The sequence below is a fragment of the Kushneria sp. EE4 genome (assembly GCF_977968315.1).
This window is the reverse complement of sequence record NZ_OZ386212.1, coordinates 1,622,762-1,641,873: the sequence shown is the minus strand read 5'-3', so window position 1 is coordinate 1,641,873 and position 19,112 is coordinate 1,622,762. Positions and strand designations below refer to the sequence as shown.

The following is a 19,112-nucleotide window of genomic DNA, read 5'->3' as shown; positions in this document are numbered from 1 at the left end:
TTGGCCACACGCGTACCCTCACTGTCTGGAACCATACAGAGGGGACGCGACATGCAGGCATTCTGGACAGGGCTTGGGCTCGGGCTGTCACTGATCATGGCGATCGGCGCGCAAAACGCGTTCGTGCTGCGTCAGGGCCTTCGCGGCGAGCATCTTTTCATGGTCTGTCTGACCTGTGCGCTGTCGGATGCCCTGCTGTTAACGTTTGGCGTGTATGGCGCCGCGACCCTGACGGTGTACTTCCCGAACCTTGATACCGTCATGCGCCTTGCCGGGGCGCTTTTTTTACTGCTCTACGGCGGGCAGGCCATGGTCTCTGCCCTGCGCGGTGGCCGGGCACTCAACCCGGCCGGCCGGACCGGCGCTTCCCGGGGTAAAACGCTGGCGCTGTGTCTGGCGCTGACCTGGCTCAATCCGCATGTCTATCTGGACACGGTGGTGCTGGCAGGCGCGGTGTCGGCGCAGCAGGCGTCACGGGCGGCCTTTCTGACCGGCGCCGTGATGGCCTCCTTTCTTTTCTTTTTCGCGCTGGGATACGCCGCCGTGCGCCTGCGCTCGCTTCTGGCCCGACCCCGGGCCTGGCAGATTCTGGACGGCGTGATGGCCTTTTTGATGTGGATCGTGGCGCTGTCCTTGCTGTGGCCGATGGTTGTGCCTTCGTGAAAGCATTATCGTCAGGGACGCGCCACAATGGGGGATGCCAGACCATGGTTGAATATCGTTCATGGTGCGGGTGAATAACCCTTGCTGGTGTTCACATTGGCGCCACGGCATATTGTTGGATGAAAAGCTACGTGACGAAAAAAGCTGTCCTGCAGCACTTGTTGATTAAGGAATGATCATGTCTTTACCCATGCCTCCCTACCGCGCCGACACGGTTGGCAGTCTGCTGCGCAGCGATAACATCAAGAGTGCGCGTGAACAGCGCGCCCGGGGCGCCATCGATCAGGCGTCTCTCAAGGCCATTGAGGATGAAGAGGTCACGCGACTGGTCAGAAAGCAGGAATCCCTTGGGCTCAAGGCCGTCACCGATGGTGAACTGCGCCGTGCCTGGTGGCATTTCGATTTTCTCGAGCACCTCACGGGCGTCGAGGGATTCGAATCCGAACAGGGCATTCAGTTCCAGGGGCGTCAGACCCCATCCCACGGGGTGCGCGTGGTGGATCGTGTCCGGTTCAACCCGGACCACCCGATGCTTGAGCACTTTCGCTATCTCAATGCGCAAACGACCAGCGCCATTGCCAAGATGACGATCCCGAGCCCGAGCGTGCTTCATTTCCGCGGCGCCGGTCAGGTCGATCGCAGCGTTTACGCCGAGTGGGGCAGCTACTTCAACGACCTGGCCGATACCTGGCGCGAGGCGATTGCCGCCTTTTACGAAGCCGGCTGTCGCTACCTGCAGCTGGATGACACGGTGTGGGCCTATCTCTGCTCCGACAGCGAGCTTGAGGCGGCGCGCGAGCGGGGCATCGAGTCACCCGAAAAGCTTCAATACATCTATGCCGACGTTCTCAATCGGGCGCTGGAAGGCCGGCCGGCCGACATGCACATCAGCCTACACGTCTGCCGCGGCAATTTCCGTTCGACCTGGATCAGCGAAGGCGGCTACGAGCCGGTCGCGCAAACGCTATTGGGCAGCGTCAATGTCGATGCCTTTTTTCTGGAGTACGACACCGACCGGGCCGGCGATTTCCGGCCGCTGCGCTTTCTGCCCCGCGGCCATCAGCAGGTGGTGCTGGGGCTGGTCACGACCAAGACCGGCGAGCTCGAATCCGCAGAGCAGATTCGCGAGCGCCTCGATGAGGCCAGCGAATACGTGCCGATGGATCAGCTGTGTCTGAGCCCGCAGTGCGGGTTTGCCTCGACCCATGAGGGCAACAACCTCAGCGAAGAGCAGCAGTGGGAAAAGCTGGATCTGATCGTCAATCTCGCCGAGGAGTTCTGGGGCTACTAACCCGGGCTCTGGCAGGTCCATCAACGCCTGACCGTTCACCGGTCAGGCGTTTTTTATGGGCGTTTGCGCCGTGATGGCTGCAGACACGAGCGCGGCCCGCTATCGTTGGCGCATGTTTTCCTGCAAAAAGGCGTCTCCCTTGGCACGACAAACCGGCGCAAACGGCGCGTCACGCTATCAGGCTTCATTGCTGGAAGGGCCCGTTCTGGGATCGCTTCTGAAACTGTCGGTGCCCATCGTGCTGGCCAACATTTTGCAGTCGGGCTATCAGTTGATTGATGCCTTCTGGGTGGGGCGACTGGGCGGCCATGCGGTGGCTGCTGTCTCGGTCAGCTTTCCGGTGACCTTTTTGCTGATTGCGCTGGGGTCGGGCTTTAGCATGGCGGGCTCGACGCTGGTGGCGCAGCACATGGGCGCGGGCAATCATCATCGGGTCAATCAGGTGGCGGGACAGACCATTTTGCTGGTGGTGGTAACATCGATCAGCCTGTCGATACTCGGGATCCTGCTGGCCCCGGGGCTGCTGGGGCTTTTAGGTGTCGAGGCGGCCGTGTACGACGCGGCACTGGTCTTTTTGCGCATCTCCATGGCGGCCATGGTCTTCACCTTCGGCTTTTCCATGTTTCAGGCGCTGATGCGCGGGATCGGTGAGGTGCGACTGCCGCTGTATATCGTCACCGGCACGGTGCTTTTGAACGTGGTGCTCGACCCGCTGTTCATCTTCGGGTTCAACCTCGGCGTGGGCGGGGCCGCGCTGGCAACGCTTGTCACCCAGGCGCTGGCGCTGGGCACCGGGCTGTGGCTTCTGGTGCGCGGGCGTCACGGGATCGAGCTCAAGACCCATCATCTGCGTCCTGACCCGGTGTTTATCCGTCGCGCGCTGGCGCTGGGTCTGCCGGCCTCGGTGGAGCTTTCTGCCCGGGCGCTGGGCATGAACGTGATGGTGTTTCTGGTCACGGGCTTTGGCACCGTCACCATCGCCGCCTACGGTGTCGGCACCAATATCATGGGCTTTATCATCATTCCCGCGCTTGGGCTTTCCATGTCGACCGCGGCGCTGGTGGGCCAGAACATCGGCGCCGGTCAGATCGAGCGCGCCGGGCGTATCGCCCGCCTGTCGGCCGTAATTGCGCTGGTGGGGCTGAGCGTGATCGGGCTTTTGGTCTTCACGTTTGCCCGCGAGCTGGTGGCCTTTTTCGTCCCGGGCGATGAGGCGATCATCGAGGCCGGCAGCCATTTTCTTCACATTACGTCACTGACGTTTGGATTTATCGGTGCCCAGATGGCGCTGACCGGCGTCTTTCGCGCGGCCGGTCACACCGTGGTGGCCATGCTGCTGGCGCTGGTATCGCAGTGGGTGCTGCAGTTCCCGCTGGCCTTTATTCTCTCGCGCGATACCGTGATGGGCGTTGACGGTATCTGGTGGGCCTTTCCGGTTACCAACCTGATCACCGCGCTGATCGCGCTGATTCTTTTCATGCGCGGTGACTGGCAAAAGGGGCGACTCGCCGAGCAGGAAGACCCGCTGGCCAGGCAGGTCTCCGGTGAGATCATCGGCAAGGGCCACGGCTCGGCGTCGTGATCGGGCGTGGAGCATTCAATCCAATAAAAGAGGAGAGTAACCCATGGCAGACAGCGATCGATTTGATGCGGCGATGGCGCAGCTGGACGCGCTGCACGCCGAAGACCCGCGCATGGAGACGGTCGACGGTGAGGAGGTGCCCTACGAGCTTTTATACGCCCAGCGCATGAGCGAGTGGCTTGAAAGGCTCAGGCCTGACGCCGGTGAGACGCTGCAGCTGGCGGTGCGCGCCCAGCATTTAAAGCGCTGGGAGGTGCCGCGGGACAGCTATCCGATGGACCGGCCCGGCTATCACGCCTGGCGTACCGGCCTCAAACAGCGCCAGGCCGACATGGCGGCGGATGTTCTGCGTCAGTCAGGCTATGAAGAGACAGATTGTGCCCGCGTGGCGGCGCTGGTACGCAAGGAGGATCTGAAAAACGACGAGGAAACACGCGCGCTTGAGGATGCTGCCTGTCTGGTCTTTTTGCAGGACTACTACGGCCCCTTTGCCGCCGAGCATGACGATGACAAGGTAATCGGCATTCTGCGCAAGACCCTGCGCAAGATGTCGGCTGACGGGCACCGTCTGGCCGGCGAGATTGCGCTGGAAGGGCGGTCCCGCGCGCTGCTTGAAAAGGCAGTGGCCATGGAGACGTCCTGACAGGGCAACGTGACATGCCATCCCCGTGACATGAAAAACCCCGCCTGAGAGCGGGGTTTTTGATGAAGGGGGGAGAGATCAGAACTCGGCCCACTCTTCGACATCGTGGCGCTGCGTGGCCGGTCGCTTGAGTTCCGAACGAGCGGGCGTGGCAGGTGCGCTGGCAGAGCGTGACGCAGTCGGTGCCGAAGCAGACATCGGCCTCGAAGCACCAGCCGGGGCGGCCGGGCGCGTGCTTGTGTCGACCCTGAAAAACGAGATCTCCTGTTGCAGTTCATCGGCGCGGCTGCGCAGGGCGCGACTGGCGATGCCTGACTCTTCTACCAGTGCGGCGTTTTGCTGAGTCACGGCGTCCATCTGGGACACGGCCACATTGACCTGGTCGATGCCGGTGGCCTGTTCACGGCTGGCCACGGCAATTTCGCTGACCAGGTCGGTGACGCGCTTCACGCTCAAAACGATCTCGGTCAGTGTCTGCCCCGAGCGGTTGACCAGCTCAGCGCCGGTGTCCACGCGCTTGACGCTTTCCTCGACCAGCTGCTTGATTTCGCGCGCGGCGTTGGCGCTGCGCCCGGCCAGGTTGCGCACTTCGTTGGCGACCACCGCAAAGCCGCGACCCTGCTCACCGGCGCGGGCGGCTTCTACCGAGGCATTGAGCGCCAGCAGATTGGTCTGGAAGGCGATCTCATCGATCAGGCTGACAATCGTTGCAATCTTGTGGCTCGAGGCGCTGATCTCATCCATGGCGGAGACGGCACTCTGAACCACGTTGCCACCGGTCTGGGCCTGCTGGCTGACTTCCCGGACCAGCCGGTCGGCCTGGGCTGCGTTATCGGCGTTGTGGCGCACGGTGGTCGTGATCTCCTCCATCGAGGCGGCGGTCTCTTCAAGACTGGCCGCCTGCTCCTGGGTGCGGCGGTTGAGGTCATCGTTGCCGCGGGTGATGTTGTGCGCAGCGTCATTGACGGCAACGGCATTCTGGCTGACCGAGTGGATCACATCCGACATTTTGTGCTGCATGGCGGTCAGCGAGCGCAGCATGTCACCGAACTCGTCCTGACAGGTAATGTTGGTCCTGACGCCCAGGTTGCCCTCGGAGAGCTCGTTGGCAAAATGGCGCGCCTTGCCCAGCGGCGTCATGATGCCGCGTACCAGCCAGACCGACAGCGCAAGCGACAGCACGATGGCCAGTGCGATCACACCCAGCATGATGTTTCTAAGCGACTCGTAGGCGGCGTGGCTGCTTTGATAGTGCTGTTCGGCCCGTGTGACTTCTTCTTCAGACAGTGTGGCAATGCCGTCGAGCACGACCTGATAGTCGCCGCGCAGGGTCGCGGTATTAAAGGCACTGGCGGCGGTAAAATCGCCGGCAGCCATCAGGCGCATCATGCGCTGCAAATCACCCTGCAGGGTGGTAATGGCCTGCTGCAGCTGATTGGCCCGCTGGCGCTCCTGTTCATTGGTGATGACCGACAGATAGGTCTGCATGGCCGCGTTGGTCTGCGCGTCGTTTTGCGCCATCTCGGCCTGCGTTGAGCCCACGGTGGCCACATTCTGGTCGCGCTGCTCGGCGACCACCTTGACGCGGTTGCTCAAAAGCGCCGTGCGCATGATGCCCATCTGTTCCAGCGCGACCACATTGCTGCCAAAGGTCTCTTCCAGAGCGCGCTGTGACTGCTGAGCGCTATAGATACCCAGCGCGCCCACGATCAACAACAGCCCGATACACACGGCCAGACTGCCCGAGAGCCGAAGCCTGACGCTTTTTTTGGGATTGAGCATTTGATGCTTCCTCGAGAGGGTCGACCCCATCGTTGTCGAATGCCGCCCGGCTGCAAATCCCGCATGGGTTCTGATGCGAGAGGCGGTGTTAAAGGGATCATGGATATGTTCGGTGTTTAATATCGACCGTGGCGCTATTAAATCGAGCACAACCGAATCTATCGCCTCGATAAACATTGACGGGTTAAAGTTCGCTTAGGCCCTGCAACATCTTTTGCGCCGCGCCCCGGCGCATAAAGTTTCCCGCTTTCAAGCCGATGATGCGTATTCAACAGGCAATTCATTCATGGCATGGGGCGACCGGGTCGCGCCGTGCGGCTTCGGGGTCTGATACGGTGGGGAAACCGGGATGGCGCAATCCCTGAAAGGGTGCTTGATGGCGCTGCTTTTACTGTTACCGCTGGCGGCACGGGCGAGCGGGTCGCTTCAGATAGTGCAGGCGGGCAGCCATGAGCCGCTCGAACAGGCCGTTATCGAAATCAGCATACCCGGATTTGAGCGACCCGCCGATGCTGCTCGCGATCACCATGAGATAGTGCAGCGTGAGGCGCAGTTCGAGCCGCAGGTGAGCGTGGTGCCCGTTGGCGCGCGCGTCAGTTTTCCCAATCATGACATCACCCGCCACCAGGTCTTTTCCTTCTCACCGCCGAAGGTGTTCAGTCTGGATCTCTATCTCCGGGAGACGCCCCCACCGGTGCACTTCGATACGCCCGGTGTCGAGGTGCTGGGGTGTAATATCCACGATCAGATGCAGGCCTTTATCGTCATCAGTGACGCCTCGTTTTTTGCCATGACCGATGAGCGCGGCCGGGTCGATCTGGCATCGCTGCCGCCGGGACGTTACTCGATGCGTCTGTGGCATCCGCGCCTTGAAGACACCCACCAGCAGTGGGTCGAAGGCGAGGTCGATACCCGCCTTGAGGCACACGTCGAGCTTACGCTTGACGCCACACCGCCGCCCAGGGCAACACCCTCCCTGCTGCAGCAGCGCTTTCAGCGAGGCCTCCAGCATCAGGAGCATTTGTAATGTCCTTCCGGGGGCGTCTTTTGCTGGTCATGCTGGCCGTGCTGGTCGTGGCGCAGCTCGGCACGGCCATGGCCACGCTTGATACCATTCGTCGTGACGTGCTGCACAAGGGCAGTCGCGAGATCGATGTGGCCCTGGATGTCACCCGACAGCTTCTGGTGGAGCGCGGCCATCATCTGCGTGACAACGTGGCGGTGCTGGCCTCGGATTTCGGGTTCAGGTCCGCCGTGGCGACTCAGGACACCAACACGCTGGCGAGCGTGTTGCTCAACCACGGTGAGCGCGCCGGTGCCGATATGGTGCTTCTCAGTGATCCCGATGGGCATATTCTCGCCGGCAGTCACCAGGCGGCAGGGACTGACATGCCCTTTAAAACGCTATGGCAACAGGCCGACAGCCATGACAGCGCCGTAGGCGTTGTGCTGCAGGACGGCGTGCCCTATCAAATGGTGCTGATGCCGGTGCGTGCACCGGGGCTGATCGGCTGGGTGGGCATGGGCTTTATGCTTGATGATCATCTGGCGCGCGAGCTGGGCGCCCTGACGCGTCTGTCGGTCAGCTTCATGGTGGATGAGACCGCCGCCGTCGAGTCGCAGCCGGCCTATGTGGCGGGCGCGCTTCGCTCGGCGCCGGAATCGAGCCTGGATGCCTTTCGAGTCTCCTTGATGCAGGGTCACTTCATCGATCACAGCGACATGGAGACAACGACCGATACGCTGGCCCGCGCCATGGTGCTACAGAATGGCGCATCGGGTCGCACCTGGGTGGTGATTCAGCACGGCCGGGGCGATCTGCTGGCGGTCTATCACGCCCTGAGCTGGCAGCTTCTGTCCATTTTCGGCGTCATGCTGGTGTTGACCGCCATCGTGGCTGCCCTGATTGCCCGCAGCATGACTCGCCCCCTGTTGCAGCTGGTGGCCTCGGCGCGGCGTATCGGGCGCGGCGAACGGGTGGTGGCGCTGGATCACGGTCGCCACCGGGAGATCGGCCTGCTGGCCGACACGCTGATGGGTATGCAGGCCGATATCGACCAGCGAGAACAGCGTCTTTTGTATCACGCCCGCCACGACCGGCTGACCGGTCTTTCCAACCGCGACAGTGCCCGACAGGATATTGCCTGTGTTCTGGCGCAGGGTGCCCCCTTTACGCTGCTGCGTTTGTCCATTGTCGGGTTTCGCCAGATCAACGACACCTTTGGCTATAGCGTCGGTGATGAAGTGCTGCGCCTGCTGGCGCAGCGGCTCAAGGCACAGGCCCTGCCGTGTCAGCAGGCCTATCGGCTGGGCGGCGACGAGTTTTTGCTGATGCTCACGGGGGAGGGTGTGACACCACAGTGGATTGCCACGCTGCATGAGCAGCTCTCACGCCCCGTTGAACACGAGCGCTCCCCGATTGCGCTGACGCTTGTTTTGGGTGAGGTCAGCTCTCCGGATCACGGCGACAGTGCTGGCCCCTTGTTGCGCTGCGCCGAAATTGCCATGGACCGCGCCCGCCATGAGCGTACCCGACACGTGCGCTACGAACCGGGACAGGACGAGCAGCACCAGCGTCGCCTGACCCTGGCTCGCGATCTGGGCACGGCCGTGATGCAGGATCAGCTCACCATGGTGTACCAGCCCCAGGTGGCGGCAGGCAGCGGCGAGGTCACAGGCCTTGAAGCCCTGATGCGCTGGCACCATCCGACACTCGGGTTTGTGCCGCCGGATGAATTTATTGCCCTTGCCGAACAGTCGGGGCGAATCACCCAGCTGACCCAGTGGATGCTGCGCACCGTCTGTCGCCAGATCGATCAGTGGGCGCAGCGTGACATGGTCCTGAGCGTGGCGATCAATCTATCGGCGCATGACGTGATGGACGCCGCGCTGCCCGAGCGTATTCGGCTGCTGCTGCAGGACTATCAGCTCGGCCCGGAACGGTTGCGACTCGAGGTCACCGAAAGCGCGCTGATTCAGGACCCGGCACTGGCACAGCGTCATCTCATCGCCCTGCGCGATGCCGGGCTGCTTATTGGCGTCGATGACTACGGCACCGGCTACTCCTCTCTTTCCCAGCTCAAGCGCCTGCCGGTACAGGAGCTCAAGATCGACAAGTCCTTTATTTTGAAACTCGATAACGATCCGGAAGATCGCATCATCGTGCGCTCCACCATTGAACTGGCCCACAGTCTGGGACTGAGCGTGGTCGCCGAAGGCGTTGAAACCGACGCCTCGCGGGCACTGCTGATCGCGATGGGATGTGATGTGCTGCAGGGCTATCTGATGTCACGCCCGCTGCCGTCCGATCAGGTGATCGACTGGATGACACAGTATCGCGAAGGCGAGACCATGACTCGGAGGGCGCTGGGGTGATGTCATGTCAAAAAATCCTGACGTTGCTGGTCGGTGTCTGCTGGCTTGTGGCGGTCAGTCAGGCCTGGGCCGGCAGTCGGCTACAGGGCACCGGTGGTGTCATGCAGATCGAGGGGGCCAGCGGTGGCGGCCTTTCGCCCTGGGGCGTTTTGACAGGCACCGCCAGTGATACCGAGGTGGGGGTGAGCGTGGGCGTCTCGCGCGCTGACGTGAGTGACTACCACCTTGTGGTCAGCGGCGTGGCCGCCAATCTGTACGATCGCGTCGAACTCTCCGTGGCCCATCAGCGTCTGGCGCTCGATACCCTGGGTGGGCATCAGGCGCAGGACATTTATGGCGCCAAGCTGCGTCTGTTTGGCGATGTGCTCTATCGCCCCTGGGGCGTCTGGAGTCTGGGCGTGCAGCACAAGCGGCTCACCGAGGGCGAAGATCTGGCCCGCGCGGTGGGCGCGCGCGCAACACAGGGCAACGATGTCTACCTGGCCGGCAGCAAGCTCTTTTTCGATGCCGTGGCCGGGCGCAACCTGCTGGTCAACACCACATTGCGCTCGACGAAAGCCAACCAGGGCGGGCTGCTGGGGTTTGGCGGCGATGAGGGCAATCATCGCGAGCTGATGGTCGAGACCTCGGTCGGTCTTTTTTTGACCCCGGACTGGATCGTGGGCGCCGAGTATCGTCAAAAGCCCGATAACCTGGGCTTTGCCCGGGAGGATGGCTGGCGCGATCTCTACGTGGCGTGGTTGATCAACAAACACGTTTCGCTGACCGGGGCGCTGCTGGATCTGGGTAGTGTGGCAGGCCTTGAGCGCCAGCGCGGCGGCTATCTGTCACTTCAGCTGTCGCTGTAATCCCTTCGGAGACGTTATGCGTGCGTTTTGTCGCTTTATCCTGATAACAGCGCTTTTGATTGGTCTGTCAGGCTGTGCCGGGCAGCCGGATCATGGGCGCCCGTCGCTTTATCAGCGGCTGGGCGGGCAGACGGGTGTCCATGACATCGTTACCAGCTTTCTGGTCAATGTGGCCGATGATCCGCGCATCGTGGGCTATTTTGCTCATACCAACATCGACTACCTGGCGGCCTCGCTCGAGCAATATATCTGTGAGCTCAGTGACGGCCCCTGCATTTATGAGGGGCCTTCCATGGCTCGAGCGCACCAGCACATGGAGCTCACCGATGCCAGCTTCAATGCCCTGGTCGATAACCTGCAGACGGCCCTGCTGTCCCGAAACATTGATGCGGGCGCGCGCAATGCGCTGCTGGGCCGGCTGGCACCAAAATACAGCGAGGTCATGCGCGATCAGTAGGGCACACCTTTTCACAGGGTCGAGGGGTACGGTGACAGCATGCGTCGCGCACCCGACAATGGCGCCCCATTTTTGAAAAGAAGCGGTCATGAGCACCACCGACAAGACCACGCTGGTTCTGCTGCCTGGATGGGTACTGGGACCTCGTCCGCTGGCACCTCTGGCACGGGCCATCGAGCACCTTGATAGCCGCATCAGCGTGCACTGTGCAACCTATCCACGATTGATGGACCATCGGCTCGAGACCTGGCTTGAGGCGCTGGATACCCGGCTGCCGGACAACGTCTGGCTGGGCGGCTGGTCGATGGGCGGTATGCTGGCCACGGCACTGGCCGAGCGGCGCGGGTCGCGCACTCCGGGACTGATCACCATGGGCGCCGGGGCACAAGTGGTTCCCTCTGCGCCATCGCACTGGCGCGCACCAAATCCGCGTGCGTGGGCCTCGCTGCTGAGACAGGGCCAGCATGACGCCCGGCATCTGGGCAAACGGCTTTTGCACACGCTGCCCCGAGCCGGCGCGCGGCAGTCGGCCACGGCGCTGGCACTGCTGGCAGGCATGGATCTGCGTCAGACGCTGGGCCGGCTTGCGATGCCTCAGCTGCATCTTTTCGGCGAGCAGGACATGATGATTCCGGCGTCAACGCGCCAGAGCGTGGCACAGTGCCTGTCGCCTGCCGGGCAGATACAGCTGATCGCTGGCACAGGCCATGGTCTGGTCATCGATCAGGTGGATCAAACGGCGAGAGCTATTACGGCTTTCATGCAGGCCAATTCGGAAGTCGAAAACAACAGCGCGTGATGGCGGCTGAGCCATCACGCGCGATGAGAGAAAAATGGCCGGCGGCTGATGCCGCGGTATCAGCGCTGCTGGCGAGGCGGTGTTCGGCCGCTTTTAGTGGCGGAGGCGTTTCTGCCCTGCTGAAAGCGGTTCCACACGTTCTGTGCGGTCTGCTTGGCCTTGCGGCGATTTTCCGGCTTGCGCAGCCAGTTGGCGATAAAGGCACCAATCGCTCGTTTCATGACGATCCCTCCGTGGTTGTCGGGATGTTTCCCTGATCCATTATATGCGGCTTGTGCCGGACACATTCAACATGATGGCCTGAATAACGTCTGAAGACGCCTGTTACGAGTCAATTGTTAACGTTTTGTTGTCATTTTAGCGCGTTTTCGCGCTTTTTTGATGTTCAAAAGAGCGGGTTCATTCGGTTTTCAAGGCCGTAAATCGATGTCATGCGGGGCCGCCACAAGGCAAAAAGCAGCGGCCCGCAGGAGGGCCTACAGGCTCAGCGTCACGATCTCCGGCTGCTCCGCCGGCTTGCCCAGACTCAGCTCGGCGCGCTTTTCGGTCAGGTTCATGACGATGGTGAAAAGCGTTTCCATGCGCTCGCCTTCGGGCGTTTCCGGGTTTTCATGCCGGTTGATGGCATCCGGTGCGTTTTGCTCATCGCTCAAGTGGGCGCGAAGCGTCTCGAACGAGGGCGCACTATTGGCGGCCAGTTCGCGCAGTCGCTCAAGCCGGGTGAAGGAGTCCTCGCGGGGGAAATCCTCAAGCCCGGGCGGCAGATGTTTGGCGATCAGATGATTGGTGTGACACAGCCGGCCGTGTCGCGGTGTCATGGCGCTGTCGCCCATCGGGGAGACTTCGACCCCGGCGGCATGGCCGCTGCCATCGGCGATCAGAAAATGCGCCGGGGAGGCCACGCCGACCTCATCGATCATGTCGAGGGCGTGTTCAACGCCGTCGCTTTCCAGCACGCGACGCAGCATGACATGAACCGGCAGCTTCGGTTTGCAGATGCGGGTGCGCAGTGCGTTGAGACACACGCCCACGCCATGCTCGTTAAAACCGATCTTGCCGATGATGCCTGCCTCGGTAACCATCGAAATCGCCGGTTTGTCGGGGGCCCGCACGGTCAGATGGATCAGCGCGTCACGTTGCGCGCCCTTCCAGTCCCAGTTCTGGGCCAGCCACTGGGTACCGCTTGCGCTGTCGCGCTGGGAAAGCGCCGAGCAGCCGTCGGGCTGAATGGGTCCGCCGGCGTGGGTGAGGGCAATTTCGCTGCGCGCGTTGAGCACCAGCACATCCAGCGGGTCGATGTCGGCGCCCCGGGCAATCCCGGCCATCTCTTCCAAAAGCTCCGGACACACATGCTCGATGGCTGCCTTGAAACGCTCGGCCTCATAGCGTGCGTTGTCCCAGTCCAGCCCGGCCATGTCCTGAAACATCCGACGATAGGTCGCAAGGCTAATGGCAATTTCCGACGCAGCCTGTCGACCATGCGCTTCACCGATCTCGAAATGGGTGCCTCGAACATCGATATGTTTGACCACGTCGCTCTCCTGTTGTTATCCCACCTTGTCTCGTTTCCAGCATGAGCCCCGCAACGCGATTCGTCGAGTGCTGTAAAAGGCGGTTGTGATGGAGCGTGACGCTGATGCCGGCGTCTCAATGCGCGCGTCGCATGCATCAAGCGTCGCTGGCCCATGGCACGCAAGGCCCGGCGATGGTGTAATGCGGCCATGACCACATCGCTTGATATTCCGACGCTGCCGCTTGACGGGCGCCGCCTGATCGAGGCCGGCGCCGGTACCGGCAAGACCTTTACGCTGGCCGCCCTTTATGTGCGCCTGGTGCTGGGCCATGGCGGCGACGCCGCCTACCCGCGCCCCTTGATGCCGCCCGAGATTTTGGTGGTGACCTTTACCGAGGCCGCTACCGAGGAGCTGCGCGACCGCATTCGCGCGCGCTTGCGCCAGGCGCGCGAGGTGCTGCTGGGCCGCGCCGACAGCGACGCTGTACTGGATCGGCTGCTGGCCGACATCGAGCGTGACGACCGCGAGCGTGCCGCCTCGCGACTCGATGCCGCCGCGCGCGTCATGGACGATGCAGCCATCTTTACCATCCACGGCTTTTGCCAGCGCATGCTCAAGCGCCACGCCTTCGACAGCGGGGCGCTGTTTGCCAGCGAACTGGTGCCGGACAGCAGCGCCCTGTTCACCTCACTGGTCGAGGACTACTGGCGCCGACAGTTCTATCGACAGCCTTCGGCTCGTCAGCGGCTGCTGGCGCAGTGGTGGGAAACGCCCAGCGATCTGCAGCGCGAGATCAGCCTTCTGCTGCACGGCGGTCGCCCCCGGGCGCTGATGCTGGAAAAGAGGCTGATCAGTGCGCCGGCGTCCATCGATGAGGCGCTGGGCCGGCTGGATCGAACCCTGTCGCAAAGTGACGCTCAGCTGGTCCGACTGCGCCAGCTGTGGCAGGCCGGCAGTGAAGAGATCGCGACGTTACTGCGCGAGGCGATCGAGATCGGCTCGCTCAAGGCCAACATGTTCAAGGCATCGGATCTGGCCGCGCGCCTTGATGCCCTGAGCCAGTGGATGACGGGGGCGCAGGAGGCGCCTGATGACACGCTTCGGGATTCGAAGGGGCGGCTGTGGTGTTCAAGGACGCGCCTGGAGGAGGGGGGCAAAAAAGGGCACGTGCCCCCGGAACATGCCTTTTTCGAGGCGCTTGCGCAGTTTGAAACCCTGATCGAGGGCCAGCGTGATCAGCAGGCCACGGTGCGTGCGCAGGTGCTGGCCCATGCCCGGGATACGCTGGCGCAGTCGCTGGCCCGCGAAAAGCGTCGGCGCGGCATGTGGGATTTCGATGACCTGCTCAACAGTCTGGATGATGCGCTGGCCGGGCCGGCCGGGCCACGTCTGGCCGAGCGCATTCGCCGCAATCTGCCGGTGGCGATGATCGATGAGTTTCAGGATACCGACCCGGTTCAGTACCGCATCTTTTCCACCATCTATGCCACGCCGACCCAGAGTGCCGGACTGGCGCTGGATGATGAGACGCCCGAGGCGGGTATAGGGTTTTCGAACGCCGGCGATGTGCCCACTGCGCTTTTGATGATCGGCGATCCGCGTCAGGCCATTTACGGCTTTCGCGGCGCCGATATCGAGACCTATCTGCAGGCACGTCGCCACGTGGATCAGCGCTACACGCTTGATCGCAACTTTCGCTCGACGCAGGCGATGGTCACCGCCGTCAATCGGCTGTTTGCCACCGACTCGCCCTTTCAGCTGGAAGAGATTCCCTATGAGGCGGTCACCGCCCAGGGGCGTGATGAGGTGTTTGTCGAGGCCGGGCAGGCGGTCGAGGCGCTGACCTGCTGGCACATGGACGGTGACGGCTCGATCAAGCGCGATGCGTATCTCGACACCATGGCCACGGCCACCTGTGCCGACATTACCCGGCTGCTGGCCGGCGCCCGCCGTGGCGAGACCGGATTCAAGAGCGCCGACGGTGAACTCCGGCCCTTGAAGCCGGCCGATATCGCCATTCTGGTGCGTACCGGCAGCGAGGCCATGCGGGTACGTCAGAAGCTGCTGGAAGGCGGGGTGCGCTCGGTCTATCTGAGCCAGAAGACCTCGGTGTTTGAATCGCGCGAGGCGTTTCACCTGCTGCAGCTGCTGGAGGCCTGCGCCCACCCGCGCAACGACCGTTCCCTGCGCGCGGCACTGGCGACGCGTCTCATGAGCGACTCGCTGGCGGAAGTGGCGCGTCTGGAAGCCGACGAGCTGGAATGGGAAGCGATGGTGGAACGCTTTGATGGCTACCATCGCCTCTGGCAGCGCCAGGGGGTGCTGCCGATGCTGCGCGTAATCATGCGTGATTTTGACATTCCCGCCCGGCTTTTGATGCAGGCCGACGGCGAGCGCGCGCTGACCGATGTGCTGCATCTGGGCGAGCTGGCGCAGACCGCCAGTGCCGGTCTTGACGGCGAGCAGGCCCTGCTGCGCTGGTGGCATCAGTCGCTGGCCGGACGCCATGACAGCGGCATGGACCCGCAGTCGCTGATTCTGCGGCTGGAAAGTGACGATACCCTGGTGCGGGTCATCACCATTCACAAGTCCAAGGGGCTTGAGTACCCGCTGGTGTATCTGCCCTTTATTGCCGACCACCGCGAGGTGGATGGTAAAAGCAAAACGCTGATGTTGAGTGATGAGATCCACGGCGCCTCGCTGATCATGCAGGTCAGCGACGAGCAGCGTGCCCGGGCCGATCGAATACGCCTGCAGGAGGATCTGCGTCTTTTGTATGTGGCCCTGACGCGCGCACGCTATCTGTGTCGGTTGGGGATCGGGCCGATCTACAAGGGCACGCCGCGCAAGGACTCGCCGGAAGGGGCCACCACCCTGGCAGGCGCTGCCCTTGGTGCGCTGCTGTGTCAGCACGGGGGATACTCCTCGCTGGATACCGCCACGCTGCGCGAGGTACTGAAATCGCTGGTGACGCCGGGCAGCATCGCGCTGGCGGCGCCGCCCACCGGGTTGACGCAGACGGTACCGGCGGGGGACGGGGCGTCGGAGGTGGGCCGTGCACGCCGGTTCGAGGGGCGCATCGATCGCGACTGGTGGGTGGCCTCCTACACGGCGCTGGTGGAGGGGGCCCGTCAGCCCGGCGATATGACCCGCCAGACCCGTGATGCAATGCTCGAGGCGCAGGGCCCGGGGCTTGATCTGGAGGTGCTGGCCGAGACCAGCCCCATTCCGCTGCCGCCGGTACGCCGGTTGCTTGATTTTCCACGCGGCCCGCGAGCCGGCACTTTTTTACACGCGCTGCTGGAAAGCATCGACCCCGATCGCCTGAGTGAGCTGAATGATCCGGAGTCAGGCTATCGCGACGAGCTCTATCGCCTGATTCGCCAGCGCGTGCAGCGCGGCAATCTGGACCCGCACTGGGTCAGGGTGCTGCATGACTGGTGCTGTGCGGTGCTGACGGCGCCGCTGCATCCGTCCCTGCCGGGGCTTGCTCTGGACCGGCTGGCCGGCTGGCGCACCGAACTCGAGTTCTGGCTGCCGGCCCGGGGTATCAGCAGTCGCCGTCTGGATGCCCTGATCTGTCAGCATGAGCCGCTGCCGGGGATACGGGCAGAGCTGGCCCCTCGAACCCTGGCCGGCATGCTCAAGGGCTACATTGACCTGGTCATCGAACATGACGGGCGCTTCTACGTCATCGACTGGAAGTCGAACCATCTGGGCGACACCCTTGAAGCCTATGATCAGGCCGCCATGGTGGCCTCGGTGGTATCGCATCGCTACGACGTGCAGTACGTCATCTATACCCTGGCCCTGCATCGCCACCTGAAAAGCCGGCTGGCGGACTATGACTATGATCACCATCTCGGCGGCGTGCTCTATCTCTTTTTGCGGGGCATGACGGCCGAAGGCGGGCGGGGCGTTTTGTATCGCAAGCCGTCACGTGAGCTGATCGAGCAGCTGGACCGGCTGCTGACAGAGGGGGAGCGCACGCCTGATGGCGAAAGCGTCGAGGATGACATGGCCACCGATGCAGGAGCAGCGTCATGACGCGCGCAGGCAAGGATTCGGGGAGCGGACAGTTCTCCCTGTTCGATAGTGATGAGCCGCTGGAGTCAACAGACGCCAGCGATATCTCGTTTGATGATGACATCGCGCTCGAGTCCGGCAAGCCGCCTGGTCCGGTGGCTCTGGAAGACGTCGTGGACGGGGCCTGGATCACACAGCAGCTAGAGCGCTGGGTCGAGGTGGGGTGGCTGCGCGCGCTGGATGCGCATCTGGCCCGGTTTGTCAGCGCGCGCGAGCCGGAAGGGGACCCGCTGGTGACGCTGAGCGCCGCGCTGGTCAGCCATCAGCTCGGGCGCGGGCATATCTGTCTGGATCTCGATCACGCCCTGCGCGACCCCGATGCAGTGCTTTCACTGCCGCCCTTTGATGCCCAGCCCACGGGAGAAACGGGGAGTATCGTGACCCCCGGTGCGCTGCTGGCGGCGCTGGGTGTTCGCCACGTCGCGTCATGGCGTGAGCGACTGCTCGCGTCCGTCGTGATGGGGCAGGGTGAGAAGGACACCGCTTCCCCACCGCTGGTACTGGAAGGCCAGCGGCTTTATTTGCGTCGCTTCTGGCAGCACGAATGCAGCGTTGTGGCCCGTCTCAAGCGTCTGATGGCCGGCGCCGGCGTGGTCAGTGATGACATGATGGCGCGCCTTGATGCGCTTTTCGGTGATTCGAGTGCGGCCTCGGTACCCGACTGGCAGAAGGTGGCCTGCGCCATGGCGCTGCGCCATCGGCTGACCGTGATTTCCGGCGGCCCGGGCACCGGCAAGACCACGACGGTCACCCGCCTTCTGGCGCTGCTGCAGGAGAGTGCCCTGAACGAGCAGGGACGGGCGCTGATCGTTCATCTGGCCGCCCCGACCGGCAAGGCCGCGGCGCGGCTGTCGCAGTCGCTGGGCGGGGCGGTGGCGGCACTGGCGGTACCGGAAGCGGTGCGTGCTGCCCTGCCGCGGGAGGCCACCACGCTGCATCGATTGCTGGGCGTTCGGCGTGACAGCCGCCATTTTCGTCACGACGCCGATCACCCGCTGGCACTGGACGTGCTGGTCGTGGACGAGGCTTCCATGGTGGATCTGGAGCTGATGGCCTCGCTGCTGGCGGCGCTGCCGGATCATGCAAGGCTGATTCTGCTGGGCGATCGCGATCAGCTGGCCTCCGTTGAGGCCGGTGCCGTGCTGGGCGATCTTTGCGAGGGCGCTGAGCGGGGGCGTCGCAGTGATGCGGTACAGGCGCTGACACAACGGGCGGCCGGACAGCCCCTGCCGGCTTCAAACGCCGCGTGGTCAATGCTTGCCGATCACGTGGTAGTGCTGCAAAAAAGCTATCGCTTTCACGAGCATTCAGGCATCGGCGCCCTGGCGCGCGGCGTCAACCGGGGCCGCGTTGATGAGATCAGACGCTGCTGGCAGGCAGGCTTTGAGGACATCGATTTTCAGCAGGTCAAGGAGGCTGGCGGCGTGCTGATTCGACGGGCGGCCACCGGCTATCGCGAGGCGCTCAGGTCCATGGCCCGCGGCGCGGGTCCGGAAGAGGTGCTGGCGCTTTTTTCACGCTTTCAGGTGCTGTGTGCCCTGCGTCGTGGCCCCTGGGGGGTAGAAGGTCTCAATGAAGCCATTGTCGAGGCGCTTTTCAGGGAAAAACTGGTGGGCGGCACACGGGGCTGGTACGCCGGGCGTCTGGTGATGGTAACGCGCAACGATGCGCAGCTGGGGCTTTACAACGGTGATATCGGCATTGCGATGTTGATGCCGGGGGACAAGGCACATCATGATGGCGGCTCAGGGCGGCTGCGGGTGTTTTTTCCGCACCCCTCCGGCGAAGGAGTGCGCGCCGTGCTGCCGGGGCGGCTGGGCGGTGTCGAGACGGCTTTTGCGATGACCGTACACAAGTCGCAGGGCTCGGAATTCGAGCGGGTGCTACTGGTATTACCCGACCGGCCCAATCCGATCATGACCCGTGAACTGGTCTATACCGGCATTACGCGGGCGAAATCTCATTGCCTGGTCATGACGGCATTTGCCGGGGCCATTGAAAGTGCCGCGCTGCGGCAGACGTGGCGTGCCTCGGGCGTCGGGCAGCGTCTGGAGTCCGGAAGCCATTGAGCG

The 19,112-nt window shown here is 63.1% G+C and carries 14 protein-coding genes; 11 read left to right on the top strand and 3 right to left on the bottom strand.

The window, feature by feature from the left end:
- Positions 1–51 precede the first annotated feature (51 nt).
- The 4 genes from ACXMYO_RS07560 (at position 52) to ACXMYO_RS07545 (ending at position 4,179) form a co-directional block, all read left to right on the top strand.
- On the top strand, positions 52–663 hold the full coding sequence (locus ACXMYO_RS07560; protein ID WP_457808295.1) for a LysE/ArgO family amino acid transporter: 612 nt from the start codon (positions 52–54) through the stop codon (positions 661–663).
- Between the two features lie 178 nt (positions 664–841).
- Positions 842–1,954: a 5-methyltetrahydropteroyltriglutamate--homocysteine S-methyltransferase gene (locus ACXMYO_RS07555; RefSeq protein ID WP_457808294.1), complete on the top strand. Its 1,113-nt coding sequence runs from the start codon at positions 842–844 to the stop codon at positions 1,952–1,954.
- Between the two features lie 139 nt (positions 1,955–2,093).
- Entirely contained in the window at positions 2,094–3,536 is a 1,443-nt protein-coding gene (locus tag ACXMYO_RS07550) for an MATE family efflux transporter (protein ID WP_438767996.1), read from the top strand.
- Between the two features lie 43 nt (positions 3,537–3,579).
- The gene (locus ACXMYO_RS07545; RefSeq protein WP_457808293.1) at positions 3,580–4,179 is read left to right on the top strand and encodes a DUF4202 domain-containing protein; all 600 of its coding nucleotides are present in this window, start codon (positions 3,580–3,582) and stop codon (positions 4,177–4,179) included.
- Positions 4,180–4,257: 78 nt separating this feature from the next.
- Here ACXMYO_RS07545 and ACXMYO_RS07540 read toward each other — a convergent pair whose 3' ends face one another.
- Positions 4,258–5,961: a methyl-accepting chemotaxis protein gene (locus ACXMYO_RS07540; RefSeq protein WP_457808292.1), complete on the bottom strand. Its 1,704-nt coding sequence runs from the start codon at positions 5,959–5,961 to the stop codon at positions 4,258–4,260.
- 349 nt (positions 5,962–6,310) lie between these two features.
- Here ACXMYO_RS07540 and ACXMYO_RS07535 point away from each other — a divergent pair, with 349 nt between their 5' ends.
- From ACXMYO_RS07535 to ACXMYO_RS07515, 5 genes are all read left to right on the top strand, one after another.
- Positions 6,311–6,988, top strand: coding sequence for a Cupredoxin (locus ACXMYO_RS07535; protein ID WP_457808291.1), 678 nt, complete (start codon positions 6,311–6,313; stop codon positions 6,986–6,988).
- The gene (locus tag ACXMYO_RS07530; protein WP_457808290.1) at positions 6,988–9,336 is read left to right on the top strand and encodes an EAL domain-containing protein; all 2,349 of its coding nucleotides are present in this window, start codon (positions 6,988–6,990) and stop codon (positions 9,334–9,336) included. Before ACXMYO_RS07535 ends, ACXMYO_RS07530 begins: the two co-directional genes overlap by 1 nt.
- Complete coding sequence (locus tag ACXMYO_RS07525; protein ID WP_457808289.1) at positions 9,336–10,184, top strand: DUF3034 family protein; 849 nt, start codon at positions 9,336–9,338, stop codon at positions 10,182–10,184. Before ACXMYO_RS07530 ends, ACXMYO_RS07525 begins: the two co-directional genes overlap by 1 nt.
- A gap of 16 nt (positions 10,185–10,200) precedes the next feature.
- Positions 10,201–10,641: a group I truncated hemoglobin gene (locus tag ACXMYO_RS07520; RefSeq protein ID WP_457808288.1), complete on the top strand. Its 441-nt coding sequence runs from the start codon at positions 10,201–10,203 to the stop codon at positions 10,639–10,641.
- Positions 10,642–10,729: 88 nt separating this feature from the next.
- Complete coding sequence (locus ACXMYO_RS07515) at positions 10,730–11,440, top strand: alpha/beta fold hydrolase (RefSeq protein WP_457808287.1); 711 nt, start codon at positions 10,730–10,732, stop codon at positions 11,438–11,440.
- A 59-nt stretch (positions 11,441–11,499) separates the two neighbouring features.
- Here the strand turns inward: ACXMYO_RS07515 and ACXMYO_RS07510 are convergent, their stop codons facing one another.
- Complete coding sequence (locus ACXMYO_RS07510; protein WP_438767984.1) at positions 11,500–11,661, bottom strand: hypothetical protein; 162 nt, start codon at positions 11,659–11,661, stop codon at positions 11,500–11,502.
- A 255-nt stretch (positions 11,662–11,916) separates the two neighbouring features.
- The gene (locus ACXMYO_RS07505) at positions 11,917–12,972 is read right to left on the bottom strand and encodes a C45 family autoproteolytic acyltransferase/hydolase (RefSeq protein WP_457808286.1); all 1,056 of its coding nucleotides are present in this window, start codon (positions 12,970–12,972) and stop codon (positions 11,917–11,919) included.
- A gap of 189 nt (positions 12,973–13,161) precedes the next feature.
- Between ACXMYO_RS07505 and recB the strand changes: the two genes are divergently transcribed.
- Together recB and recD are read left to right on the top strand one after the other, a co-directional pair.
- A complete protein-coding gene (gene recB, locus ACXMYO_RS07500; protein WP_457808285.1) occupies positions 13,162–17,001 on the top strand; it encodes an exodeoxyribonuclease V subunit beta in 3,840 nt (1,279 codons plus the stop codon).
- Positions 16,998–19,109 carry an exodeoxyribonuclease V subunit alpha gene (gene recD / locus ACXMYO_RS07495; RefSeq protein WP_457808284.1) on the top strand — a complete coding sequence of 704 codons (2,112 nt, stop codon included), beginning with the start codon at positions 16,998–17,000 and terminating at the stop codon, positions 19,107–19,109. Before recB ends, recD begins: the two co-directional genes overlap by 4 nt.
- The last annotated feature ends 3 nt before the right edge of the window (positions 19,110–19,112 follow it).